The 25204-nt window shown below is 60.7% G+C and carries 24 protein-coding genes; 15 read left to right on the top strand and 9 right to left on the bottom strand.

Annotated elements, in window-relative coordinates:
• Positions 1–37: 37 nt before the first annotated feature.
• Positions 38–1708, bottom strand: coding sequence for a diguanylate cyclase GcbA (gene gcbA / locus CLU80_RS16785; RefSeq protein WP_093430251.1), 1671 nt, complete (start codon positions 1706–1708; stop codon positions 38–40).
• Between the two features lie 425 nt (positions 1709–2133).
• Here gcbA and CLU80_RS16790 point away from each other — a divergent pair, with 425 nt between their 5' ends.
• The 7 genes from CLU80_RS16790 (at position 2134) to CLU80_RS16820 (ending at position 9800) form a co-directional block, all read left to right on the top strand.
• Entirely contained in the window at positions 2134–3201 is a 1068-nt protein-coding gene (locus CLU80_RS16790; protein ID WP_016984927.1) for a DUF2333 family protein, read from the top strand.
• A 3-nt stretch (positions 3202–3204) separates the two neighbouring features.
• Positions 3205–3762: an NUDIX hydrolase gene (locus CLU80_RS16795; protein ID WP_093430252.1), complete on the top strand. Its 558-nt coding sequence runs from the start codon at positions 3205–3207 to the stop codon at positions 3760–3762.
• Positions 3763–4046: 284 nt separating this feature from the next.
• Positions 4047–4418: a translation initiation factor Sui1 gene (locus CLU80_RS16800; RefSeq protein ID WP_007914613.1), complete on the top strand. Its 372-nt coding sequence runs from the start codon at positions 4047–4049 to the stop codon at positions 4416–4418.
• 219 nt (positions 4419–4637) lie between these two features.
• Complete coding sequence (speA, locus tag CLU80_RS16805) at positions 4638–6551, top strand: arginine decarboxylase (RefSeq protein ID WP_093430253.1); 1914 nt, start codon at positions 4638–4640, stop codon at positions 6549–6551.
• 233 nt (positions 6552–6784) lie between these two features.
• Entirely contained in the window at positions 6785–8128 is a 1344-nt protein-coding gene (locus CLU80_RS16810) for a type VI secretion system Vgr family protein (protein ID WP_099757891.1), read from the top strand.
• Positions 8125–8919, top strand: a complete 795-nt coding sequence (locus tag CLU80_RS16815) for a DUF4123 domain-containing protein (protein WP_093430255.1) — start codon at positions 8125–8127, stop codon at positions 8917–8919. Before CLU80_RS16810 ends, CLU80_RS16815 begins: the two co-directional genes overlap by 4 nt.
• Positions 8920–8936: 17 nt before the next feature.
• Positions 8937–9800 carry an alpha/beta hydrolase gene (locus CLU80_RS16820; RefSeq protein ID WP_099757892.1) on the top strand — a complete coding sequence of 288 codons (864 nt, stop codon included), beginning with the start codon at positions 8937–8939 and terminating at the stop codon, positions 9798–9800.
• On the opposite strand, the gene CLU80_RS16825 is transcribed toward CLU80_RS16820, so the two are convergent.
• The gene (locus CLU80_RS16825) at positions 9794–11143 is read right to left on the bottom strand and encodes an MATE family efflux transporter (protein WP_099757893.1); all 1350 of its coding nucleotides are present in this window, start codon (positions 11141–11143) and stop codon (positions 9794–9796) included. The two genes, CLU80_RS16820 and CLU80_RS16825, sit on opposite strands and share 7 nt — an antisense overlap.
• Before the next feature lie 272 nt (positions 11144–11415).
• Positions 11416–11709, bottom strand: a complete 294-nt coding sequence (locus CLU80_RS16830) for a hypothetical protein (protein ID WP_007914623.1) — start codon at positions 11707–11709, stop codon at positions 11416–11418.
• A gap of 242 nt (positions 11710–11951) precedes the next feature.
• Here CLU80_RS16830 and CLU80_RS16835 point away from each other — a divergent pair, with 242 nt between their 5' ends.
• The 5 genes from CLU80_RS16835 to CLU80_RS16855 all read left to right on the top strand — a co-directional run bounded on the left by CLU80_RS16835 (position 11952) and on the right by CLU80_RS16855 (position 16453).
• Complete coding sequence (locus tag CLU80_RS16835) at positions 11952–12254, top strand: MazG-like family protein (protein ID WP_007914625.1); 303 nt, start codon at positions 11952–11954, stop codon at positions 12252–12254.
• Positions 12254–13003, top strand: a complete 750-nt coding sequence (locus tag CLU80_RS16840; protein ID WP_099757894.1) for a methyltransferase — start codon at positions 12254–12256, stop codon at positions 13001–13003. Before CLU80_RS16835 ends, CLU80_RS16840 begins: the two co-directional genes overlap by 1 nt.
• Before the next feature lie 12 nt (positions 13004–13015).
• Positions 13016–13630, top strand: a complete 615-nt coding sequence (locus CLU80_RS16845) for a DUF4136 domain-containing protein (RefSeq protein ID WP_099757895.1) — start codon at positions 13016–13018, stop codon at positions 13628–13630.
• 54 nt (positions 13631–13684) lie between these two features.
• A complete protein-coding gene (locus tag CLU80_RS16850; protein WP_099757896.1) occupies positions 13685–14242 on the top strand; it encodes a DUF4136 domain-containing protein in 558 nt (185 codons plus the stop codon).
• A 222-nt stretch (positions 14243–14464) separates the two neighbouring features.
• A complete protein-coding gene (locus tag CLU80_RS16855) occupies positions 14465–16453 on the top strand; it encodes a pilus assembly protein TadG-related protein (RefSeq protein ID WP_099757897.1) in 1989 nt (662 codons plus the stop codon).
• On the opposite strand, the gene CLU80_RS16860 is transcribed toward CLU80_RS16855, so the two are convergent.
• Entirely contained in the window at positions 16450–19203 is a 2754-nt protein-coding gene (locus tag CLU80_RS16860; RefSeq protein WP_099757898.1) for a PAS domain-containing sensor histidine kinase, read from the bottom strand. The two genes, CLU80_RS16855 and CLU80_RS16860, sit on opposite strands and share 4 nt — an antisense overlap.
• The gene (locus CLU80_RS16865; RefSeq protein WP_093430263.1) at positions 19200–19643 is read right to left on the bottom strand and encodes a TadE/TadG family type IV pilus assembly protein; all 444 of its coding nucleotides are present in this window, start codon (positions 19641–19643) and stop codon (positions 19200–19202) included. The genes CLU80_RS16860 and CLU80_RS16865 overlap by 4 nt, the downstream gene beginning before the upstream one ends.
• A gap of 75 nt (positions 19644–19718) precedes the next feature.
• On the opposite strand from CLU80_RS16865, the gene CLU80_RS16870 reads away from it, so the two are divergent.
• The 3 genes from CLU80_RS16870 (at position 19719) to CLU80_RS16880 (ending at position 22270) form a co-directional block, all read left to right on the top strand.
• On the top strand, positions 19719–20189 hold the full coding sequence (locus CLU80_RS16870; RefSeq protein WP_286079747.1) for a prepilin peptidase: 471 nt from the start codon (positions 19719–19721) through the stop codon (positions 20187–20189).
• 126 nt (positions 20190–20315) lie between these two features.
• Positions 20316–21104 (top strand): response regulator transcription factor, encoded by a 789-nt coding sequence (locus CLU80_RS16875; protein WP_093430265.1) that lies wholly within the window; start codon positions 20316–20318, stop codon positions 21102–21104.
• An 803-nt stretch (positions 21105–21907) separates the two neighbouring features.
• Entirely contained in the window at positions 21908–22270 is a 363-nt protein-coding gene (locus CLU80_RS16880; RefSeq protein ID WP_099757900.1) for a DUF6124 family protein, read from the top strand.
• 118 nt (positions 22271–22388) lie between these two features.
• On the opposite strand, the gene CLU80_RS16885 is transcribed toward CLU80_RS16880, so the two are convergent.
• The 4 genes from CLU80_RS16885 to CLU80_RS16900 are packed head-to-tail and all read right to left on the bottom strand — an operon-like array spanning position 22389 to position 25187.
• On the bottom strand, positions 22389–22661 hold the full coding sequence (locus CLU80_RS16885; protein WP_099757901.1) for a DUF3613 domain-containing protein: 273 nt from the start codon (positions 22659–22661) through the stop codon (positions 22389–22391).
• Between the two features lie 10 nt (positions 22662–22671).
• A complete protein-coding gene (locus tag CLU80_RS16890) occupies positions 22672–23394 on the bottom strand; it encodes a tetratricopeptide repeat protein (protein ID WP_093430269.1) in 723 nt (240 codons plus the stop codon).
• A gap of 22 nt (positions 23395–23416) precedes the next feature.
• Entirely contained in the window at positions 23417–24301 is an 885-nt protein-coding gene (locus tag CLU80_RS16895) for a type II secretion system F family protein (protein ID WP_099757902.1), read from the bottom strand.
• A gap of 1 nt (position 24302) precedes the next feature.
• A complete protein-coding gene (locus CLU80_RS16900) occupies positions 24303–25187 on the bottom strand; it encodes a type II secretion system F family protein (protein WP_099757903.1) in 885 nt (294 codons plus the stop codon).
• Positions 25188–25204: the final 17 nt, after the last annotated feature.

Raw genomic sequence — 25204 nt, forward strand, 5'->3', positions numbered from 1 at the left:
GCAGAAATGGTAAGCGCCTGAATTTATTGCGGTTCTGTTACAGGGTTATGACCGAATCAGTGGAATCCGATGAAAAAGTGGCACTTTGCTTTGAGTCGCGCGCGGTCTGCACGCGATTGCGTCCGGCGCCCTTGGCGCGGTACAGCGCCTCATCGGCCTGACTGGCCATCATCAGGCTGTCGCAGTCGTCGTGCATTTCCACCACGCCGGCGCTGAAGGTGCACCACAAATCCTGCGGCTGCGCCGGGTAGTGGATTTCAGCGAAGCGCTGGCGGATCTCGTCGAGCACTTTGTGCGCGGCCTCTATATCGGTGTCGGGCATGACGATGGCGAATTCTTCGCCGCCGTATCGGCCGATGAAATCGGTCTTGCGCAAACGCTGCTTGAGAAACAGCGCGAGGCTCTTGATCACCCGGTCGCCCATCGGGTGGCCGTGGCTGTCGTTGACCCGTTTGAAATGGTCGATGTCGAGCATCGCAAAGCTCAATGGCTTGTTCTCGCGGCGGGCGCGGAACGAGCAGTCTTCGAGCAATTGCAGAATGTGCGTGTGGTTGTACAGACCGGTGAGGCTGTCGCGGACCATCCGTGCTTTGAGGTTGCGTGCGCGGGCGGCGCGGTTGCGCACGGTGGTGATCAGGTGGCGCGGCTTGATCGGTTTGGTCAGGAAGTCATCGCCGCCCTCGCTCATGGCGTCGAGCTGCTTGTCCAGATCGTCCTCGGCAGACAGGTAAATGATCGGCACGCTGACATAGCGATCGTTGTGGCGAATCACTTTGGCCAGTTCGGTGCCAGTGCAGGCTGGCATGTACATGTCGAGGATGATCAGGTCGGGCTGGAAATCGGCCAGTTCCGCCATCGCCTGAATCGGTTCGATCAAGGTACGCGTGACGATGCCGGCGCTGTTGAGCAGGCGCTCGGTGTGCAGGGCCTGCGCACGCGAATCGTCGATGATCAGCACTTTATAAGGTTCGTACTGGGCGACGCAGGTGAGGACTTCTATCTTTTCCAGCAGGCTCGACGCTTCGAGGGTGCCGGTGAGGAACTCCTGGCCGCCGGCGCGCACGGCGGCGAGACGGGTTGGCGTGTCGGTTTCGTGCAGGCTGAAGAACAGCAGCGGCAGCGGTTCTTCCAAACCGACCTGGGCCTCCGCGGCGAGTTTCAGGCCGATGCCGGCGCCGCTGAAATCGACGTCCATGACGATCGCCGCGGGCAGGCGCTCGACCATCGAGGAGCGAAACGCCGACACACTGTCCAGCGCCTGCGCGCTCAGACCGAAGAATTCCAGTTGTTTGGCCAGGCGTTCGGCGCGGTCGTGATCTTGCAGCATCACATAGATCGGTTTGCGCAGCGGTGGCAGGAAAGTCTGGTCGAGTTGATCGCCATGGCGCAGGCCGGTGCGTGACAAGCGCTGCATCAAGCGATTGAGGTCGGTGATCAAGCCACTGCTCAGGCGACCGCGATTGGCGTCCACCGCTTCCAGCGATTGGCTGATATGGCGCGCAAGCTGCGTGTGTTCGGGCTGTTCGAAGCGCTCGGCAAAACGCAGCAGGCGCAGGTTGGCCTCGCTCAGTTCGGCGAGATCGACATTGGACCACTCAGTGCGTTGCAGGCGCTGCCATATCTCAAGAATCTGACGTGCCTGATGAATTACCCGCTGGGCAAAGTGGTGCTTGAGACGCTCACGGCTGGGGTCTTCTGGCTCGGTCATATCCTGACTACTAGTTAGGCTGCATGCTGAGATCGACTGGTGGCTCTATGCTAGCACCTCTTTTCCCTTACACGAGTGTCGTACGTCAATAATCTGCAGTGCGTCACCATTCAGTTTCTGACCGGGCGGTTTTGTTTTTGACCTGAGTGTCTGACAAGTCCCCGTAGGCCGGGCACTCCCTGACTAAGCTGGGTGATCAGGATGACGGGGCAGTCGTGCTTTTATCCGTGCAGTGAATGACCTTTGCGATGGTTTTCAATCCGATGGGCTGAAGCATGGGCATCGGGGATTCCCTTAGTCATCGTCGAAGCGTCATTCGCCCACACGAATTGCGGCTTATCTTTACGCGCGGGTGCCCGGCCCCGGCACGTTGTTGTATGGTTGTGGTCGAACCGTTGAACCCAAGTGATTGAAAGGATATCGCCATGCTGGACTGGAAAAACCGCGCGGGCAGCGCGCCTGAACGTGCCGCCGAACCCAAGTCGGCCACCCGCAGCTATGTTGGCGGATTGCTGTTCAGCCGTGCATTGGCCACGCTGATCGGCATCTACCTGCTGGTGACCATTGGCCTTGGCTGGTACTGGAGCCAAGAGCCGGCGCTGTTTCCGGTCGCACAAAACGCGCAAGTGGCGGCCGAGAAAGAAGGCAAGCAGATGGTGATCGGCTACACCACCGTCGAAACCCTGAAGACCGTTGCCGGCACCTTGCTCAACAAGCCGGGCGGCTACATTTCCAACGACCGCTTCCCGCCAGGCCTGTGGATGGACAACACGCCAAGCTGGGAATACGGCGTGCTGGTGCAGGTGCGTGACCTGACCCGTGCCCTGCGTAAAGACTTTGCCCGTTCGCAGTCGCAGTCGGCGGAGGATGCCGATCTGGCCAAGGCCGAGCCGCGTTTCAACTTCGACAACAAAAGCTGGATCCTGCCGTCGAGTGAGTCGGAATATCAGGAGGGCATCAACTCGCTGAGTCGTTATCAGGCGCGCCTGTCCGATCCAACCCAGAAAAACGCGCTGTTCTATGCTCGCGCCGACAACCTGAACAACTGGCTGGGCGATGTCGGCACCCGTCTCGGTTCGCTGTCGCAACGCCTGTCGGCCAGCGTAGGCCGGGTCAAACTCAATACCGCGCTGAAAACCGAAGTGCCGGCGATCGGCGAAGTACCGCAGGTTGACGAAGAAGTCGTCGAGACCCCGTGGATGCAGATCGACAACGTGTTCTACGAAGCGCGCGGTCAGGCCTGGGCGCTGTCGCACCTGCTGCGCGCCATTGAAGTCGATTTCGCCGATGTGCTGGCGAAGAAGAACGCCACGGTCAGCGTGCGTCAGATCATCCGTGAACTGGAAGCCTCGCAGGAGCCGGTCTGGAGTCCTATGATTCTTAACGGCAGCGGCTTCGGCGTGCTGGCCAACCACTCGCTGGTCATGGCCAACTATATTTCCCGGGCCAACGCCGCGGTGATCGATTTGCGTCAACTGCTCAATCAGGGCTGATTCATGAGCCAGAACGCCAAAGAGGCGGCCCATCGCGCCGCCTCGGATGCCGAACAGATCGCTTGGGTCGACGAGCAGGACAACCTGCTCGGCGCGCTCGTGCGCGCCGATTTGCGCGAGCGCGGGCTGATTGGCCGTGGCACCTACATCATGTTGTTCAATTCCGCCGGTGAGCTGTGCGTGCACCGGCGCACCTTGAGCAAGGCGATTTATCCCGGCTACTGGGACGTCGCGGCGGGCGGCATGGTCCAGGCAGACGAGACCTACGCCGAGTCGGCGGCCCGTGAACTGGAAGAGGAATTGGGCGTCAGCGGCGTCGAGCTGACGGCTCATGACCATTTCTATTTTGAGGACACCGGCAATCGCTTGTGGTGTTCGGCGTTTTCTGCTGTGTGGGACGGCCCATTGAAACTGCAACCGGAAGAGGTGCTGGAAGCGCGCTTTATTCCGGTCGAGCAGGTGCTGCAGGAAATCCAGCAGAAGCCTTATTGCCCGGACTCTCTGGCCGCATTGAAGCGCTATCTGAAGGCGCAGCAAAGCGACGTCGCAAAGAACACATAAATTGGCGCCGATTGGCACTTAGCAATCGGGATTTTTGCCGTTACACTGCGCGACCTTTTCAAGCTGCACCGCGAGTGCTTTTTGTAGAAGCTGCCGCAGGCTGCGATCTTTTGATTTTTTGTTTTGGCGTCGAAATCAAAAGATCGCAGCCTCGTTTCACTCGACAGCTCCTGCATTTGGCGCTTTATCGGTGCAGTAGCGCTGCCCCTGCCTGAGTGGGGCTTCGCGGTCGATGACCTTGCCCAAGGTCGCGATCAGTCTTTGTCCTCCCGAGAGGATTGCCGGTGGCCAAAAAAGCCGCATCCTTCGCCGCCTTGGGCGGCCTGGTATTTTCCACCGACGCAGGTCGTCATTGCCCGGAATGCAGTAAGCCGGTGGACGCCTGTATCTGCAAACAAACCGTGATCCCGGCTGGCGACGGCATTGCCCGCGTGCGACGCGAGAGCAAGGGCCGTGGCGGCAAAACGGTGACTACCATCACCGGCGTGCCACTGGCCGAAGACGCGCTCAAGGAGCTGGCGACAACGTTGAAGAAACGTTGCGGCACCGGCGGCGCGTTGAAAGACGGAATCATCGAAATCCAGGGCGATCATGTCGAGCTACTCTTGGCTGAGCTGATCAAGCACGGTTTCAAAGCGAAGAAGTCCGGCGGCTAGCAGCCTCTGTGAAAACCACCTGCGGCTTGATCCGGCGCTGAAACACTTCAGATCCGGCGTCGTCTCCATGGTTTTCACAGAGCCTGTTCATGACCGGTTTCTAAACTCCACGCAGTCAGTGCGGTCTACCGCCGCGCTGACAAACCGTCATTTTCATTCTTTAGAATGCGCCGGCCTGAGATCAGGCGACGCACTATGACTTCTTTATAGGGGACTTCGATGTCCGTACGACGCACACGCAAAGACGATGGCAGCCAATGGACAGTTGCGGACAGCCGCAGTGTTTACGGGATTCGCCATTGGGGGGCCGGGTATTTCGCGATCAATGACGCCGGTCGCGTCGAAGTTCGTCCGAACGGTCCGAGCAGCTCGCCTATCGACCTGTTCGAACAAGTCGACCAACTGCGCAAAAGCGGTTTGTCCTTGCCGTTGCTGGTTCGCTTCCCCGACATTCTGCAAGACCGTGTTCGCCAACTGACCGGTGCCTTCGATTCGAACATCGAGCGCCTGGAGTACCAGAGCAAATACACCGCGCTGTACCCGATCAAGGTCAACCAGCAAGAAGCGGTGATCGAGAACATCATCGCCACCCAGGACGTCTCCATCGGTCTGGAAGCCGGCTCCAAGCCTGAGCTGCTGGCCGTGCTGGCGCTGGCGCCGAAGGGCGGCACCATCGTCTGCAACGGTTACAAGGACCGCGAGTTCATCCGTCTGGCGCTGATGGGCCAGAAGCTCGGCCACAACGTCTTCATCGTCATCGAGAAAGAATCCGAAGTCGGTCTGGTGATCGAAGAAGCCGCCTCGCTCAAGGTCAAGCCACAGGTCGGCCTGCGCGTGCGTCTGTCGTCGCTGGCGTCGTCGAAGTGGGCGGACACCGGTGGCGAGAAATCCAAATTCGGTCTGTCGGCAGCACAACTGCTGTCGGTGGTCGAGCGTTTCCGCGCGGCAGGCCTGGATCAGGGCATTCGCCTGCTGCACTTCCACATGGGCTCGCAGATCGCCAACCTCGCTGATTACCAGCACGGCTTCAAGGAAGCGATCCGTTACTACGGCGAGCTGCGCAATCTCGGTCTGCCGGTCGATCACATCGACGTCGGCGGCGGTCTGGGCGTCGACTACGACGGCACGCACTCGCGCAACGCCAGCTCGATCAACTACGACATGGACGATTACGCCGGTGTCGTGGTTGGCATGCTCAAGGAATTCTGCGACGCGCAGAGCCTGCCGCATCCGCACATTTTCTCCGAAAGCGGCCGCTCGCTGACCGCGCACCACGCCATGCTGGTGGTGCAGGTAACCGACGTCGAGAAGCACAACGACGAAATCCCGCTGATCGAAAACAAGGAAAACCTGCCGGAAACCGTGCAGTGGCTGGTTGACCTGCTCGGCCCGACCGACATCGAAATGGTCACCGAAACCTACTGGCGCGCCACCCACTACATGAGCGATGTAGCCGCGCAGTACGCCGACGGCAAACTGACCCTGGCGGAAAAAGCCCTGGCCGAGCAGTGCTACTTCGCCGTGTGCCGTCGCCTGCACAACTCGCTGAAAGCCCGTCAGCGTTCGCACCGCCAAGTGCTCGACGAACTCAACGACAAGCTGGCCGACAAGTACATCTGCAACTTCTCGGTATTCCAGAGCCTGCCGGACACCTGGGCAATCGATCAGGTCCTGCCGATCATCCCGTTGCACCGTCTCGACGAAGAGCCGCTGCGCCGTGCGGTGCTGCAGGATCTGACCTGCGACTCCGACGGCAAGATCAACCAGTACGTCGACGAGCAGAGCATCGAGACCAGCCTGCCGGTACACGGTTTGAATGAAGGCGAAGACTACCTGCTGGGCGTGTTCCTGGTTGGCGCCTATCAGGAAATCCTCGGCGACATGCACAACCTGTTCGGTGACACCGACTCGGTGAACATCTACCAGAACGCCGATGGCAGCGTGTACCACGCCGGTATCGAGACCCACGACACCATCGAAGACATGCTGCGTTACGTGCACTTGTCGCCGGAAGAACTGATGACTCACTACCGCGACAAGTGCGCCAGTGCCCGCATCAGTGCCAGCGAGCGCACGCAATTTCTCGATGCCTTGCGTCTGGGCCTGACCCGCTCCTCCTACCTGTCTTCCTGAGGCCAGGTGGCGATCTTGCCGGGTTGTCTGAATTTTTCCTGAGCGTGGCGGAAAATTCGGATGATCCGGTGGGATATCTCCCAAAATCTTCGCGAAATCCATGGCATTCCCGGCCAGCAAAGTCATCCGGTCTGCTTTTCGCGTAGGTCATTTCCTAAGTTGTACTTCAGCTCTCTACTCGGCCATGGCTCTCGGCGAGAATCCCCGACCGCCCCTCCTGTAGAGATCCGCCCATGTTCGAACCAGTCAACGAGTCGTCCTTTCGTCTCGATGTAGCGGGCCTGTCCGACCCTTTCGAAGTCCTGGCCTTTACCGGTAGCGAAGCCCTCAGCGAATCCTTTGCGTTCGAGATCGATGTGTTGATCGACGATCCGCACCTGGATCTCGCCGGCCTGCTATACCGTTCGGCGTTCCTCTGTTTCGGGCCGTCGGGGGAGGGCGTGCACGGGCAATTGCAGAGCCTTGTCCAGCATGAACACGCAGAGGGTTCGAGATTGAGCCGGATCCGTCTGGGGCCGAAACTCGGTTGCCTCGCGCTGCGCTTCAGCCAGCGCATCTTCAGTGGCCGTTCGGTGCCGCAGATCATCGAACAAGTGCTCAGGGAGCACGGGATTGTTGGTGCCCAGCGCCGCTTCGATCTGTCCGGCGGCTACCCGGCCCGGACGTTCTGCACGCAGTACCGCGAGTCCGATTTGCAACTGCTCCAGCGCTTGTGTGCGCAGGCGCGGATTCACTATTACTTTGAACACGATCGCGACCGGCATTGCCTGGTGTTCGCCGATGATCCGGCGCAGTTACCCGTGGCCGGTGCCGCGCAGTATCCGCGCGGGGACGACGGGCAAGATAGGTCACCCGCGTTGCGGCAATGGCAATTGCAAAGTGCAATTGGGAGCAGTTTATCGGGTGTGCAACGGGCTGAAGGCCAGAGTGAACTGCCAGCGTTGCGCAGCGGTCACTGGCTGCGGTTGGCCGGTCATCCCTTCGCTGAATGCAATCGGCCGTGGTTGCTCACACGCATTGAACATCGCGCCGATCCATCCCGTGAACCTCCCTACGTCAACCGCCTGTTCGGCACGGTGCAAGTGCCGTACACATCGGCTACAGCGTCATCGCGCCTGCGCATGCACAGCCTGCAACGGGCCTGGGTGGTGGCGGTCGATGAGCCGCAGCCTGACCGGATGCGTCCGGTGGCGGTGCAATTCGACTGGCTCTATCAGGGCGAAGGGGCCGCCCCGAGTCATTGTTGGCTACCGCTTGCGCCGTCCCTGACGCAGGTGTCCATGGCGGCGCTGAGCGAGGGTGTCGAGGTGGTGGTGAGTTTCTTCGAGGGGGATCCGGATCAGCCGATGATCAGCGGCGTGCTGCAGCCGCCATCCGCCGTTGCCGACACCGATGATGACCTGCCGTTGCCTCTGCCCGACAGCCTGGTGAGTGACGGCTTGCAGCAACTGCTGACTTGCGGTGAACCGTTGCTGCTGTTGTGCCTGATCCCCGGCGGCGGCAGTTTCAACCATTGCGCTCAATCGGTGTGCAGTTGCCGACTGGTCACCGCGCTTGAACAGAGCGGCGCAACATGAATGGCGCGGCGCTTGAGCCCATGGCGCAGTGGCTGTTGCTCGATGGCCCGGATGCACCGCAGGCCTTGCTGACCCTGCACCGGGCTTTTGCCGGTGTGCAGTGTTTCAGCCTGTTCGAAGGCACTGAGTTCGAACCGGTCAGCGAGCACGGCCCGGTGTTGATCGAGCTGCGCGACTGCCCGGCATTGGCCGCGTTGTGTCACAGCGACCCGAACACCTGGCGCGGGCTGTTGCTGAGCAGTGAGGTTGCGGCGCAACAACTGCTGAGTCACTTGCAGCGCATGCTCACGGTGTCGTTTGGATTGAACCACCGGGCTTTGCTCAGCTATTACAACCGGCAGACCGCGAGCTATTTTTTCGATGCCTGCGATGCCGCTGAGCTGAGCCGCTGGCTCGGGCCGATTCGTCAGCTGCGCTGGTTCGGTGGCACTTGGGCCGACCGGGCCATTGGCAGTCTGGGCTGGCAGCAGTTGCGCAACCCGGGGCTAGCCGTCGAGCCGCTGAGTATCGAAGAAAGCCTGACCCGGCGACAGCGCGAACGCCTGCAAACCTGCTTGCTGGAGCAGCATATCTGGCGCTGGTGCCAATCGCTGGGAACCGATTACGCGACGATGGCCTCCCATGTGCATCAAGGCCTGACGCTGGGATTCAGTGACCGCACCGTGCTCGATGGCTGGTTATGGCTACGCTTGCTGCATCCGCGAGCCGTGCTGGTGCCACCGCCGGTGGGTCTGACCCAACAGCAGCGGCTTGACCATGTGCGGCGCCAGTGGCGCAGCGATCAGTCCTGAGGCGAGGTTCGGCGCGTATGGCAGGTTTATTCCGGCAAGGGTTGGGGGTCGTGTTGCTGCTGGTGCTGGGCGGTTGTTCGCCGGTGCAGTTGCTCAATGCGTTGACTCCGGACAGCACGTACGCCAAAACCGTGGGCATCGCCTATGGCGACGATCCGCGGCAGAAGCTCGACGTGTATGTGCCGCATCAGCCGATGCCCGGCGCGCCGGTGGTGGTGTTTTTCTATGGCGGCAGCTGGAACAGCGGTTCGCGCGTCGACTACCGCTTTGTCGGCGAAGCGCTGGCGTCCCGAGGGATTGTTGCCGTGGTGGCGGATTACCGTTTGTATCCACAGGTGCGCTATCCGCTGTTCCTGCAAGACGGGGCGCGTGCGGTGGCATGGACCAAAGCGCATATCCACGAGTTTTCCGGCAACCCGCAGCGCTTGTATCTGATGGGCCACAGCTCGGGCGGGTACAACGCGGCGATGCTCGCGCTGGACAGCGAATGGCTCGCGGCGGTGGGCATGTCGCCCAAGGATGTACGAGGCTGGATCGGTCTGGCCGGGCCGTATGATTTTCTGCCGATCAAGAATCCCGAGGTGCGCCCGGTGTTCTTCTGGCCGGATTCACCGCCGCAGTCGCAGCCGATCAACCATGTCAGTCGCGGCGCACCGCCTGCGCTGTTGATTGCGGCAAGCCGGGATGATCTGGTCAACCCGACGCGCAACACCGGTGGCCTTGCGAGCAAGCTGCGCGAGGCCGGTGTGCCGGCGCAGGATTTGTATTACTCGCGGCCCAGCCACATAACCTTGGTGGCGACCCTGTCGCGGCCGTTGCGGCGTCTGGCGCCGGTGCTCGATCAGGTGGTCGGGTTTATCGCCCACACGCCGAGTCAGTGAACGCCGCCACTGAACCAGCCATCGTTGCGCTTGAGCCACCAGGCTTGCGCACCGAGGGTCAGGCTGCGCAACACCATGAACAGCAGAAAAGATATCCACAGCCCGTGATTGCCCAGACCTTGCAGCGCCCAAGCGAACGGCAATAACAGCACCACGGTGATCAGCATGCCGTTGCGCATTTCCCGCGCGCGGGTGGCGCCGATGAACAAACCGTCGAGCAGGTAGCTCCAGACTGCAATCAGCGGCAGCACGGCGAGGTAGGGCAGGTAGACGAACGCAGTGTCGCGCACGCTCTGGATGTCAGTCTGCATCTCGATGAACAAGTGCCCGGCCAGCAGGAACAGCATGGCGAAGCCGAGGCTGGCGATCAGTGACCAGCCGCCTGCCACCACCAGCGAGCGACGCAGGGCCAGACGATCACGGGCGCCGATGGCGTGTCCGCACAAGGCTTCGACGGCGTGGGCCAGACCATCCAGCGCATGCGCCGTCAGCAGCAAGCCATTGAGCAGCAGCGCGTTGGCGGCCACCGTCGAATCACCCAGTCGCGCGCCTTGTACGGTGATCAGGAAAAACACCGATTGCAGCGCCAGGCTGCGGATGAAGATATCGCGGTTGACCGCCAGCAACGGACGCCAGCTCTGCCAGATGCTCAGCGCTGCCCAGACAATGTGCCCCGGGTACGCGCGCAGCGACTTGCGGGTCAGCAGCAGGCCGAGCAGGGCGCCGCTCCATTCGGCGATCACCGAGGCCCGCGCCGAACCGACCACGCCCCAGTCCAGGCCGATGACGAACCACAGATTGAGGACGATGTTGATCAGGTTGGTGGTCAGCAGAATCGCCAGCGGCGCCCGGGCATTTTGCGTACCGAGGAACCAGCCGACCAGCGCATAACTGGCCAGCGCCGCCGGCAGGCCGAACAGGCGTGTATGGAAAAAGTCCCGGGTGAGCTGATCCAGCTCCGCCGACGGTTGCATGAAGTGCAACGCAACACCACTCAGTGGCACACCCAAAGTGCCAAGCACCAGTGCCAGTCCCATCGCCAGCAGCAAGCCCTGCAACAGAATCTGCCGCAACGCCGCACCGTCGCTGCGCCCGGCGGCTTGCGCGGCAAACCCGGTGGTGCCCATGCGCAGAAAGCCCATAGCCCAGGCGAGAAAGGTGTACAGGCTGGCACCGACCGCCACCGCGCCTAATTGATGGGCGTGGGGCAAGTGGCCGATAACGGTGCTGTCGACCAGCGCCACCAACGGTACGGAAATATTGGACAGAATCATGGGCGCGGCGAGTGCCCAGACCTTGCGGTGCGTCGGGCGGTCGCGCCAGTCGGCGATCAGAGTAGACATGCGGGCTCCTTGGGGGAGCGGGGATTGTAACGATTCATGGAGGATTTGCTGTGTCTGACAGAAACAACCCCCTCACCCCAGCCCTCTCCCAGAGGGAGAGGGGGCCGACCGAGGTGTCTGGCGTCATCCATCGACCTGAGAGAATGTGCCGATTATGGATTCGCTGAAGCTCGCTCAAGTCGGTGTAGCTCTTGAATATCCCCCATTCAGTCCCCTCTCCCTCCGGGAGAGGGTTAGGCGGGCGGCGTTCCGATGAGGGGCTCTTCAAGCGGTTAATGAATAATCCAGCTAAGCAGCCACAACCCCAGCAACAACCAGATGATCCCGGCAATGATCGACGCATTCATGAACGCCCGAATCGCCGACCACAACAGCATCAGCCCGACAATCAGAGCGATGATGCTGATGATCGAGGTGTCCATCCCTAGCGTCTTGGCCAGCCCGTCGACAAAGTTGCCACCGGCATTGCTCAGAATGTTGAACAAACCACTGAGGCCATCGACGATAAAGCGGATGACTGAACCGAGCGCCTGCCCGAGCCATTCGAAAAAGCTTTCTACCTGCATGTGTGCATCCTGATGAAAGAGCTGAGCCTTGGGCCACAACGCGGGTGGCCGAGTTCCCTGCAACTATAGAGTGTTTGCACCGCCCCTGTAGGAGTGAGCCTGCTCGCGATGACGTCGTGTCAGACAAATCAATGTTGAATGACACGACGTCATCGCGAGCAGGCTCACTCCTACAAAGAGCATCGGCGGCCCTTGCCTTCAGGCGATATCCCCCCGAAGCTATACGCCTTCAGGAGAACCCGATGAACCTTGTTGAACTGACCGAACGCCTGCACGCCATTCGCGACCGTAATGACTGGCGGCAATTTCACAGCCCGAAAAACCTCGCCATGGCGGCCAGTGTCGAGATGTCCGAACTGGTGGAAATCTTCCAGTGGCTGACGGAAGACCAGTCGCGCCAGTTGCCCGCCGACAAACTCGCCCACGCCGGGCAGGAAGTCGGCGATATCGTGTTGTATCTGTTGCTGCTGTGCAGCGAGTTGGGCCTGGACATGAATGAAGTGGTGCGCGCCAAGCTTGCCGACAGCGAACGGCGGTTCAGCTGATGAGCGACCGGCATTTCGATCAGTTGGCGACGCGGTTCGCCGAAAAAATCTATGGCGGTGCCAAAGGCGCGATTCGCCTCGCGGTGTTGCAGGCCGACCTAATCGAGGCACTGCCGGATCGTCCGTTGCGCGTTCTCGACATCGGTGGTGGTCTTGGCCACATGTCGCTGTGGCTGGCCGAGCGCGGCCATGACGTAACCTTCACCGAGCCCGCCGCACCGATGCTCGAAGGCGCGCGCCAGCGTTTTGCTGAAGCCGGGCAAACCGCAACATTCATCCAGGCGCCGTGGCAGGAACTGCTCGGCCAACTCACTGAGCCGTACGATCTGGTGATCTGCCACGCCGTGCTCGAATGGCTCGCCGAACCCCACGCGATCCTGCCGGTGCTGCACCAACTCACCAAGCCCGGCGGCTGGTTGTCGCTGGCGTTCTACAACCGCGATGCGCTGATCTACCGCAACCTGCTCAAAGGCCATTTCAAGAAAATGCGCAAGAACAGCATGGCTGGGGAAAAGCAGAGCCTGACCCCGCAGCAGCCTCTCGACCCACGGGAATTGGCAACGCAACTCGAAGGCCTGTGGCAGGTCGAAACCCAGAGCGGGATCCGGGTTTTTCACGACTACATGCCGGTGGAATTCCAGGCCCGCGCCGAACTCGCGGATTTGCTCGAGATGGAGCTCGCTCACCGCCGTCACCCAAGCTTCGCCGGGCTTGGGCGCTACTTGCACTGGATCTGCCGGCCGATCTGATCGGAGCGCGACATGAAAGCTCAATCCGGGTTATTGCTGATCTGTCTGGGGTTGGCTGCCTGCCAGGGCAGCAACCCGTACGTGGCGCAGTCGCGGCCCTTGCCGCCGGCGCCAGCGCAAGCCGCCACCACCTTCGACCGTAGCGCTTACCCGGCGCCGCCGCGTGACTACGGACGCTATCGCAGTTGGGCCTGGCTCAACGGGCAGTTGCCGCCGGGTACGGCGTGGGCGGACTCGGCGCAAGTGGCCGAAGCGGTGAGCAATGCCCTCGATCAGCGCGGTTTGCGCCCGTTGCACGACAACCGCCCGGCCGACCTGTTGGTCAGCGCCGATCTGCGGCTGGAAACCCGTTTGCGGCAGGTCCAGGACGACTACGGCTACTACGACGGCGGATACGGCGGCTACGATCGATATGGTCGCGGTTATGGCATGTACAACACGGTGCCGATCGTGCGCACGTATTCGGAGCAGGTCGTGGTGGTGCAGGTCAATCTGTTCGACGCCGGCAGCGGGCAACCGGTCTGGAGTGCCAGTGCTGAAACCGCGAACAAGGGCAGCGAAATCGATCGCACCGATTCGATCCGCGAAGCTGTGGAAAAGGCCATGTCGGCGTATCCTCCGAGTTAGCTTTCTGCCAACGGGAAGCTGCCGCAGGTTCATGTCTTCAACCGGAGAAAAACCATGTTCCGCCGTCTCGCTCTACTGACCATGGCCGCGCTGCTCAGCGCCTGCGCCGCCAACCAGGTCAACCACGACTTCGATGCCAGCCGCGACTTTGCCGCCTATCGCAGCTGGAGCTGGAAAGACCCCGCCCTGCAATATCGCCCCGATGATCCACGAATCAAAAGCGACCTGACCGAACAGCGCATCCGCCAGGCCGTCGCCGATCAGCTCGACCAGCGCGGTTTGCGTCCTGCGGCGGCGGGGGGCAAGGGTGACCTGAATGTACAGACCTACCTGATCGTCGAGGATCGTCAGCAGCAAGTGACGACCAATTACGGTGGCGGTTGGGGTGGCCCGTGGAACGGCTACTGGGGCGCGCCGATGTACAACGAAACGCGCAACATCACCTACAAGGTCGCGACCATCCAGATCGACCTGCTCGACGGCAAGGACGGCAAACTGGTGTGGCGCGGCAGCGATGAACAGATGCTCGCCAGCAGGCCGAATCCCGAAGATCGCAGCAATGCCATTCGCGAGACTGTCGGGCGGATTCTGGCCAACTATCCACCGCGCTGAATCCGTTAAAAAGTGGGAGCTGTTGAGCTCCCATTTTTTGTTCCACCCTAAATTCTGATGTGGGAGCGAGCCTGCTCGCGAAAGCCGGGTGTCATTCAACTGTTATTTATCCGACACGACGCCTTCGCGAGCAGGGATGTTTGTCTGTTTGAAATGGTGCGTTGCCATTAGGCGCGTCTACACTCAGCTGCACCAATGGAGCTTGCGGCAAAGGAGTGCGCCATGTCGCCTCGTTCGCGATTCACCAGCCCGGCCCGGCAGCGCGGGGCGATTGGCTTGATGGCGGCGGCCACCCTCAGTCTGGCGGTGGTGATGCTGCTGTTGGTGGTCGACACCGGCCGCTTGTACATGGAACAACGCAAATTGCAGCGGGTGGTGGACAACGCCGCCCTCGAAGCCGTCAGTCGTGGCGGCAATTGCCTGCCGGGGCTGAGCGCTGCCAGTTACGCCGGGCAAAGCGCCGTGCGCAACGGCTACGTTGTCGACGCCAGCAACACCCTCGCCACCACGTGCGGCACCCTGGTGACTGCCGCCAGCGGTTTACGCACGTTCGCCGTGGATGCCACGCAAATGGCTGCGGTCAAAGTCGTCGCCAGTCGCACGGTGATCACCAGTTTTGCCGGCGGCGTACAAGCCTTGTTCAGCGGTACACCGGTCAGTCTCAATACCACGCTGAATGCCTCGGCGGTGGCCGCCAAACCGCAGCCAACGGTCGCCCAGCTGAATATTCGCAGCACGCTGGCGAGCATCGATACAGCCCAGTCGAACATCCTCAATCCGCTGTTTTCCGGGCTGCTCGGCGGAAACGTTAATCTCACCGCGCTAGGCTGGGACGGTTTGCTGAACACTGATATCAACTTGCTGAAATACCTTGATCAACTGGCGATCAATCTCAATGTCGCGGCCGGCAATTACACGCAATTACTCAACACTCAGGCCACGGTGACGCAACTGATTCAGGCGGCGGCGACGGTGGTGCAACTCAATGGTGCGACCGCGCAGGTGATCACTGCGCTAGGCCAATTGCAGGTGGCGGCGATCAACGCGGCGCCGGTCAAACTGGGCGACATCCTGCAATTGCAGACCGGGACCACGGCAGCAGGGCTGGACGCCAATCTGCAACTGCTGCAACTGATTCAAGGCGTGGTGCAACTGGCCAACAGCAAGAGTGCGGTGGCGGCGACGTTGCCAATCAGCGTGCTCGGGCTGGCGAATGTCACGGTGCGGGTGAAAGTGATCGAGCCGCCGCAGTTTTCCGCCATTGGCGATCCGGCGCGGGCCAAGGTCAATCCGACCGGGCCGGACCGGATTTATGTGCGTACGGCGCAGGTGCGCACGCTGGTCTCAGTGAATCTGCCGGTGCTGTCCGGGGTCACGGGACTGACCAATGCGGTGTTGGGATTGGTCGCGGGACTGACGCCGACGCTCAATGCAGTCCTGAGTCTGAATCTGGTAGCAGTCCTGAGTTCGGTCGCCTGCGCCGGTTGCCAGCAACTTGACCCACTCCTTTTGCCATCCCCCGAAATTGACATCAGCCTGGATGCTGGTGGCGCGAAAAGCTATGTCACCGATTACAGCTGCCCAACCGGGACAACAGGCACGAAAAGCCTGACTGCCCACACCATCACATCCATTGCCGACCTCAAACTCGGCAAGATCGACCCTGCCAACGCCTTTTCCTCGGCCGCTGAACCGACTGTCACGCCATTACCGTTGGTTGACCTGGGAATCGTCACCTGCCACAAGATTCTGGGCATCGGGACTTGCGACCCCTCCACCCATATTCAATACGGCGCTGGCGGCATTGCGATCATGCTCGACACCAGCGTTGCGCAAAACACTCAGGATCTGGTGTTCTCCAGCGCTACGCCATTCGCCACCCCGGCCAACCTCAAATTACCCCCAAGCATTCAGTCAGCCGCACCCACCAGTAACATCGTCGGCAGCCTGTCGAACACCCTCGCGGGGATCAACCTGATCGTCTACAAACCCCAGGGCAGCAATCCATTGGGTGCCGTTGTTACCGGCGTTGCCTCGTTGATCAGTGATGTCACCAGCAAACTGCTGCCGGTGGTGACCAACCTGGTCAGCCCGTTGCTCGACCCGCTGCTGAACAACCTGCTCAAAGGCCTGGGCATTAACCTGATGGATGTCGACGTCGGTGCCAACATGACCTGCGGCCAGACCGGCAAGGCCTATCTGGTGATCTAGGCGTCCACGGCAACCGGCAACTCAATGCAGAACCGCGCGCCCTCCACCGAGTTGCGCACGCTCAACTCGCCGCCCATGTTGTCGATGATGCCGTAGCTCACCGACAGCCCCAGCCCGGTGCCGACGCCGATGGGTTTGGTGGTGAAAAACGGCTCGAAAATCCGCTCCAGCAAACGTGGATCGATGCCGCCCCCGTTGTCCTCGACCCACAGTCGCACATGCTGCTCATCACGTTCAGCGTAGATTGAGATCCACGGTTTGAAGCTTGAGTCCTTCTCGCGTTTGCTCAGTAACGCATCCCGCGCGTTGACCATCAGGTTGATCAACACCTGTTCAAGCTGATCGACGTAGCCGCGCACTTGCACCTCGAACCCGGTCTCGCTGATGCGCAAATCCACGCCTTTGCCGCGCATGCCCTCGGCCAGCAGCGACAGCGTGCCTTCAATGGCCGAGGCCGGGTTGAACAGTTGCTGCTCGATCTCCGAACGTCGACCGAATACGCGCATGTGATCGACGACTTTCGCTGCACGCTGTACCTGCGCATCGATGCGGTTGAGTTTGTCGGTCAGGTAATCGACCTGCACATCACCGTTGCCCAGACGCTTGAGCACGTTGACGATGGCCATGCGCATCACGTTCAGCGGCTGATTGATTTCATGGGCGAGGCCGGTGGCCATTTCGCCAAGGGTGGCCATTTTCGCGCTTTGCGTGAGTTGCTGCTGCGAGCGGCGCACCTCGGTGTTGTCGCGGCCTACCGCTTGCACTTCGATCAACTGGCCGTGCTCATCGAACACGCCGCGATCGGACCACACCCACCAGGCATGTTCTCTGCCGGGCAGTTGCAGGCTGATTTCCGCGGTGCTCACCGGTTGCTCCACAGTCAGTGCAGCGAGACGCTGGACGAACGCAGTACGTTGTTCCTCGGACATCCAGCTGCCCAGATCGACCCCTGGCAGTTCCTCCGGCGTGCATTCCAGATACTTCGCCAACGGCCGGTTGCCAAAGGTCAGAATCAGATCCGGGCGATAGCGACAGATCATTGCCGGCGAGTCTTCCACCAGAATCCGATAGCGCTCTTCACTCTTTTTCACCTGTTCGGCTGCCAGGGTCGCCTCGGTGACGTCCAGCCACAAACCGACCGCTTCCACCGGCAGGCCGAGGTCATTGCGCAGCAGACGGGCTTCATCGAGCAACCAGTGATACTCGCCGCGACGGTCGCGCAGTCGATAACGGCTGCGCACCGAACCTTCGCGCAGCAACTGGCGGCTGCGGGCGAAATACACCTCGCGATCCTCGGGATGGATCATCTCGACCAGAGCGCCGTCGCTGCAGTCCTCAAGGTTCCAGCCCAGCAAGGGTTGCAGGCTGGCACTGAAGAACGCCGGGATCAGCGCGCCTTCTTGGTAGTGCTGGACGTAAATCACCGCGGGCGAGCTGGCAATCAGGTTGTCCAGCCGCGCATGCGCGGCGGCGGCCCGTTGTTGCTGGTTCTGGATGTCGCTGATGTCGAGCATGAAACCGACCAGCCGGCGGTGCTCGCCGCTGCCAATCAGTTGGCCCTGTACGCGATACCACGTGGGCGCTTGCGCGGGATTGCCGTCGTGCAGACGCACCGACAGCGTCAGGGCTTCACCGTGTTGTTGCAAAGCGTGCAGACGGCTGCGCAACTCGTCGCGGTCGGCGGGATGGATTTGCGTCAGCCAGTCTTCCAGCGGTAATCCGCCAGGGTTCACGTTCAAGACCGCCGCCAGCGCGGGTGCCAGTTGAATGTGCTTGTCGCCTGCCAAAATCTCCCACCAGCCTGCACCCAATAGGGTTTGCAGCGCTTCGATGCGCTCCAGTTGCAAGTGATGCTGCTGTTCGCGCAGGCGGCCGAGCAACGGCCCGGCCAGCGCGCCGAGCAGTGCCATCCAGTCACGCTCGGTCAGGTATGGTGCGGCGCTGTCCACGGGATAAAACCCACAGAGTAGCCAGACCACCACACCGTGTTCATCGCTATACGGCACCGCGAAACCTTCGGCGCTGCCGAACAGAACCTGCACTCGCGAATGTTCATCCAGGCCCTGATGCGCGCCGACACGTTGCGGCGCGGCACCGTTCAGGCTGTCCAGCGGCGTGCCCAGACGTTGCTGGTCGTGCCACAGGTTCGGCGCATCGTGGGCGCGATGCTGACGATAGATCTGCCAGCCCTGCTGCTCATCATCGAGCAAGGCCAGCGCCAGACAAGGGATGTGCCAGCGCTGGGCGATCATTTGCAATTGTTCGCAGACGATCGTCGGCAACCGCGCCTGGCTGCATGCGCGCAACTGTTCGCTGATCTGCCCGGCGAGCAATTGGCAGGCATCACGCTGGCGCGATTGTTGGCGTTCGAGCAACAAGTCGGCGATATCGATCAACTGCATCAGCCAGCCCTCGCCCAGCGGTTGAACCCAGCCACGCACGTGCACGGTCTGCTCGCCCAGACCGAAGAAGTCGAGATCAAGCAAAAGCCCCTGCCACTCCCTTGGCCGACCTTCGATGGTCAGTGTGCTGTGCGGCAGCAGATAGGCGCTCAGCGGTAAGGGTCGATCGTGAGTCTTGAACTGCGCCAACAGATGCCGCAGCGGCCCGGCCATTTGCAGCACGTCACCGTCGTCGTTCAGGTACAGGTGCAAGCCTGTTGCGGGTGAACCAAGTGGGTCGGGCAACTCATGGGCGGCGGGCGGTGTGCGTTTGAGCAAACGCCCGAAAAGTTTGTCTCCCGACGTCAAAATTGCAGACTCGACTTGGCGGTCAGGTAGGTGGGCAGGCTGGGTACCGTGCCGATGCCCGGCAGAACCAGAAACGGCATGACCTGATTGAGCTTGCTGACCGGGTAATTCACTTGCACTGTCAGTAGGCCCGTCGCGCTGTATTCGACACTGGTGTCAACGCCGACCACCAGGTTGAAGATCGGACGGATCCAGGATAATTGCTGGGTCAGCGTGGCATTCGCGGTGTTGATCACCACGGTTGAATAGTTGGGTGTGTTGGGATCGACCGCGACACTGCGGCGCACGGCTTCGGACGTGGCCTGATTGAACGATTGCATCATCACCAAGGGCAGGCTGTAACTGACCAGGCCGTAAAACACGGCGAAAAAGATGATGAACACCAAGGCGAACTCAATCGCCACCGCACCTTTTTGCGACTTGCGAAAGCCGGTTTTCATGAGTGCGTCTACCCTGACTGTCACTGCGTAGTCTCAGCATAGAATCATTCCGCAAAAATGGACGGTTTTTACCGGATGTACAGTTTTCTCCTTCTGATCTGGCTGGGCCTGTGCGCGGCGCAAGATGCCCGCCAGCGACGCATTGCCAATGGGCTGACGCTCGGTGCGGCGGCGCTGGCGCTGATCTGGCTGTTGTGGACCGGCAGCACTTGGCTGGGCGCTGAGGCGGGGCAGGGCGGTTGGGCCTGCCTGATCGCGCTGGCGCTGACCCTGCCGGGTTTTTTCATGGGGCGCATGGGCGCCGGCGATGTGAAATTAATGACAGCCCTCGGTCTTGCGACGGACGGTCTGTTTATTCTTGGCGTATTTATGGGGGCGGGCGTCGCCAGCCTGATCTGGATGCTGCTGGCGCCAAGAGTCTGGCTCCATATGAGTCAAGGGCTTAGAGAACGTCTGCGATATCTGGCCCCGGGCATGTCAAAAAAGCTGCCATTTGCACCGTTCGTGCTGGTCGGTGCAGTGCTCGTTATGCTTTGGATCCACTAGTCGCCAAGCGCCACTAGTTCTATGTACATAGTCGGAAAGTACGTCTACTTTCAAATGAACTGGTTATACAGCCAAAGGCTGGCAGTACAGGAATGGTCAGCTTTGGCCTGGGACATGGAGTAGCACGTGAACAAGCTTACGTCTGCGGTAAAAGTCCTCGTGGTCGACGATCAGCCGTTGATCGTGGAGGAGTTGTGCGAGTTTCTTGAAAGCAATGGTTATCGCTGTGTGCCGTGCGAATCCAGTCTGCAGGCGATCGAGTGTTTCAGTGAGGACGCGGAAATCGGTCTGGTGCTGAGTGATCTGCACATGCCGGACATGGATGGCATTCAACTGATTCAGGCGTTGCAGCGTTTGGCGGGCAAGCGTCGGGTGTTTGAGGCGATCATGCTCACTGGGCGTGCCGACAAGCAGGATGTGATCAAGGCATTGCGTGCCGGGATTGCCGATTATTATCAGAAGCCGATTGATCTGGATGAGTTGCTCGACGGGGTGCGGCGTCAGGAGGCGGCGCTGCAGGAGCGGCAGAAGAATCTGCAATTGGGGCATTTGAATCAGAAGTTGCAGTATCTGTCTGAGTCGATTGATGACCTTTATCAGGATCTGGACAAGGTGCGTCGTAGTCCTTCGGCGGTGGTTCGTGATGTGTTGGGCGGTGAGCCTGCCGAGGCGGAGGCTCAGGAGATGCCGGAGATTTTCAATCAGTTGTCGCCGCGGCAATTGGATGTGGCGCGGTTGGTGGGCAAGGGGCAGACCAATTATCAGATTGCCTGTGAGTTGGGGATTACCGAGAACACGGTGAAGCTTTATGTTTCGCAGGTGTTGCGGTTGACGCATATGCATAATCGGACGCAGTTGGCTTTGGCTCTTTCGCCGAGTGCTTCTGCTGCGCGGCAGCGGGTTACGGCGCATTGACTTGGCGGCCTGTGGGCCGACCAGGTTCTTGGGGTTTTGGGTGAATATCCGTTGCTGCGGGTGTTGCTGCTGACGGTTCCGCTCTTACAGCGGGTCACTTTTGGCAAACGCCCCAAAAGTAACCAAAAGGTCTGCGCCCTGACGTTCGGCCCGCTCGCTGGGGCTCGGGGTTCCTTCGCTCCGGGATCGATCCGGGGGCATCGCTTCCGGTTTGCTTCGCTGCACCTCCTTTCGATGTGTTCGACTTCGTCGAACGGCGCTGCGCGCCTACCCCCGGATCAATCCCTCCACTCAGCCTGCCGACGGGCTCCAAGATCAAAAGCAGGCGAGCTGACACTCGGCCTATTGAGTGGTGAAGAGCGGGTGTTCGGCTTTAGTTTTGTGGTGGATTTGCCCCTCATCGGAACACCGCCCGCCCAGCCCTCTCCCTATGGGCGGTCCGAAGTTTCGGGAGGGCTAGGGTGAGGGTTGGCTTTTGGCTGTTTAAATGTGTGGCAGATAACCGGAACCTTCCCACACGGTTTTCAGGTTGTCCGTCGGACGTGCGCTCTCTAGTCTCTGGCTGTCGCTGCCAATTCAGCGACCGGGTGTGGAAACCTGAATTTCAAGTAGATGCGTTGCATCGCTACCGCAATCATTGTCGGCGTCTTCTTTCGTCTGCAAACTGTGTCGCGGCGGCTGTGCGCGGGCAGGCTTCGGTCTGGCCGGTTGCCTACTTATCGGTTTTCCACCCTGCGTACAGCTGCCACCTTTTGTCGTGTGGAAACGACAAAGGTTGGCTCCTCAGCCAAGTAGGAGTTGTTATGGACAAACTGATCCCCGACCCACCCACCGAACCCACGACCCCGCTCGAAGAAGCTATCCGCGGCGACGACCTCGTCAAAAACCGCGAGGCCATCAAACGCGCCCTCGATTTCTACCTCTGCCCCGAACCCGCGAAACCCCACCAACCGAGCACGATGTTTCTCATCCATCCGAAAATCGATACCGAAAGCCTGCTCGCCCATGCCTGCGAATCCCTGGCTTCGGCCAATACGCTGGCGGGTAATTTTGCCGATCAGTTGGGTCGGCCGGAGCGCAATACCGCGCTGGCGATTCAGCAGATCATCATGCTGGCCGAGCTGGCGGTAAACCGGGCACTGGATCGGGTGGATCCGCAGGCCTGATCCGCCAGGCACACCGCGTCATCGTTCTTCGCGAGCAGGCTCGCTCCCACAGGTGGAGTGCATTTCAAAAGGTGGGAGCGAGCCTGCTCGCGAAAGCGCTCGCAAGGTCACCCCATCACTAATTCTTGCTCTCGATCTTCCCTCCCGCATCCGGATCATAAAAATCCGGAATCTCATATTTGTACTTCCTCAGCCAGCGCTGCATTGCCAAATCCCGTTCGGTCGCAGTCGCCGTTTGGGGTTTGGGGGAGGCGGCTTTGTTGCGGCTTTGCAGGACCAGCCAGCCTTCGGTTTCCTGTTGTTGCGCCGAGGCGGGGCCGGCGTCGATGGCGGCGGCGCTGAGGGGCAGGCTGAGCAGGGTCAGGTAGCACAGGCCTTTGAAGGGGTTCATGGCTGTCTCCTTATTTGAGCGATGACGGCAACGGGTCAGCGACGGCGGCCACTTGATTGCTCGTGGCCGGTTTGGCCTTGACCGGGGCTTTGAGTTTTTCTGCGCGTTCCTGGGCTTCGGTGAATTGTTGCGGGGTCAGTTTGGCGCGGCTGACGATTTCGGCGGCCTGTGGCCAATCGTTCTGGTACAGCAGCAGGGTGACCATATTCAGGGTTGCCAGTTGGTTGTTCTGCTTGAGTTCGATGGCGGTGAGGAACTCGAAACGGGCGTCGTTGAGGCGCAGTTGGTTGAGGTAGACCACGCCCAGGTCGTTGCGGATTTTTTCGTCGGTGGGGGCCAGGCGCGCGGCGCGTTGCAGGTGGGCCTGGGCTTGGCCGTTGTCGCCGCGAGCAGCGTAGAGCTGACCGAGGCCGTGTTCGGCTTCGGCGGTCAGGCAGCCGCCGAGCAGGCCGCGGTACAGCGGCTCGGCTTCGCTACGGCCGAGCAGACGATAGACCTTGGCTTTGCGCAGGCGCACTTCGCTGATGTTGTCCGGCAGGCTTTGCAGGTTAGCCAGGCTGGCGTGCAGTTTGCCGTCGTTGGCCAGATCGTCCGCGAGGTTCAGGGCCAGCTCTTGCTCCTGGGTCATCTTGCTGCAATTGCTCGGTGCCAGCAGCGCTGTCCAGGGTGCCTGGCCGTCGGTGGCGCAACCGCCGAGCAGCAACAGACTTGCCATGACTATCAGTACTTTCATCAAACGCTCTCCATGAGCAAGGTCAGTTTGCGAACGCCCGGGCTATCGCGGTGAAACCGGGGCCAGCGAGGACGATCAGCAGTGCCGGAAACAGAAACAGCATCATCACTACAGACATCTTCGCCGACATTTTCGAGATGTACTCCTGCAAGCGCGTCAGGCGCCGGTCATCCAGCAGTTGCTTGAGCGCCAGCAGCGATTTCATCGCGCCGCCGCCCTGTTGAATCAGTTGCTGGAGGATTACGCAGGTGTCGCTGAATTCGTCCACGGCGAGCATCACCGCCGCTTTGTTCAACTCCTGGCCGAGTTCCAGGCCAGAGTCGACACGGGTCAGGATCAGGCGCAGTTCGCTGGTCAGTTCCGGTAGCAGTTTTTGCGCTTCGATGCTGAGTACACGCAGGGCTTGTTCGACTGCCATGCCGGATTCGAACAGGATGCGCAGCAGCGGAATAAACGTCGAAACCTCCACTGAGATGGTTTTCTGCCGCCGTGCTGCGGCGTAGGCCAGCAGGCGTTTAGGCAGCAGATAACCGCCGCCGGTAGCGAGCATCGGCACGATCCAGCGGTTGTCAGCCTGGGGGAAAAACACCTCTTGCAGAAAAATTGCCAAACCCAACGTTAGCAGCGGCGTGCCGATCTGGCAGGCCGCAAAAAGCGCGCGTTCATTGGCCCGGCGCCAGCCGATGCGGTTGAGCAGGGTCTGGGTTTCGCTGTCGATGCTCACCGAGCGCTGACCGAACTTGCTGCTGCCGAGCGCGCGCAACCAGCTGCCGAAGCGGTTCTCGCGTACCAGTTGTCCTTGCAGGCGCTGATTGATCTGACGCACCCGGCGCCGCTCCATCAGCAGGTGATTGATCACCAGCATCAAGGCGCCGAGCAGCAACATCAGTGCCGCGAGCCAGACCATGTCAGACGCTCCTCAACATGCGCCACAGCGCCAGGCTGCCGACCACTTGCAGCACGGCGGCGCTGATCAACATGTGCTGACCACTGGCGTCGTTCCACATCCCGAGCATGTAGCCGGGGTTGGTCAGCATGAAGTAACTCACCAGCAGCAGCGGCAATGAGCCGAGCACCCACGCGGTCATGCGCGTTTCGCCGGTGAGGGCGCGCAGTTGGCGGGCGCCCTGGTCGCGTTCGCGGATCAGTTTGATCAGGTTCTCCAGCAGCTCGCTGGCGTTGCCGCCGTAGCGATGATTGACCTTCAGGCCGAGGGCGAACATGCGCAGTTCATCCTGTTCATACAGCTCGGCAAAATCACTGACTGCATCGGGCAGGTTCACCCCCAGTTGCACGTTGCGCTGGACCCGGCCCATGGCTTTTTTCAGCGGATCTTCGCTGGCTTCAATGCCGCCCATGACCGCGTCACTCAGGGTGCGTCCGGACTTCAGGCTACGCACGGTGTGATCAAGCAACTGCGGCAGTTGCTCGATCATGCGTTTGATCCGGCGTTGGTAAAGAATGGCGATGTATAGCCGCAACAGCAGTGGCGGTATGACGATCATCAGTAGCAGGCCGATCCAGTCAGCAAGAAAATACCCCAGCGCTATCGCCAGCGCCCACAGACTCAGCCACAGGCCGAAACGCTCGGTCGGGCGGCCCAGTCCGGCACGCAGAAACATCCGCTCCAGTCCGACCCACACAGGTTTTTCCGGCGCCGGTTGCGGTTGTCCGGCGGCGAGACGGTTGAGCACTTTTTCCGTGGCGGTCTTGCGCAGACCCTGCAAAAACAGGCGAATCGACAGCCCCAGCAGCGTCAGGCAGATAACAATGAGAATGATCGCTCCCAGCATGCTCGATGCTCCTTGCC

The organism is Pseudomonas sp. 29, from assembly GCF_002754355.1.
GTDB lineage: Bacteria > Pseudomonadota > Gammaproteobacteria > Pseudomonadales > Pseudomonadaceae > Aquipseudomonas > Aquipseudomonas neuropathica.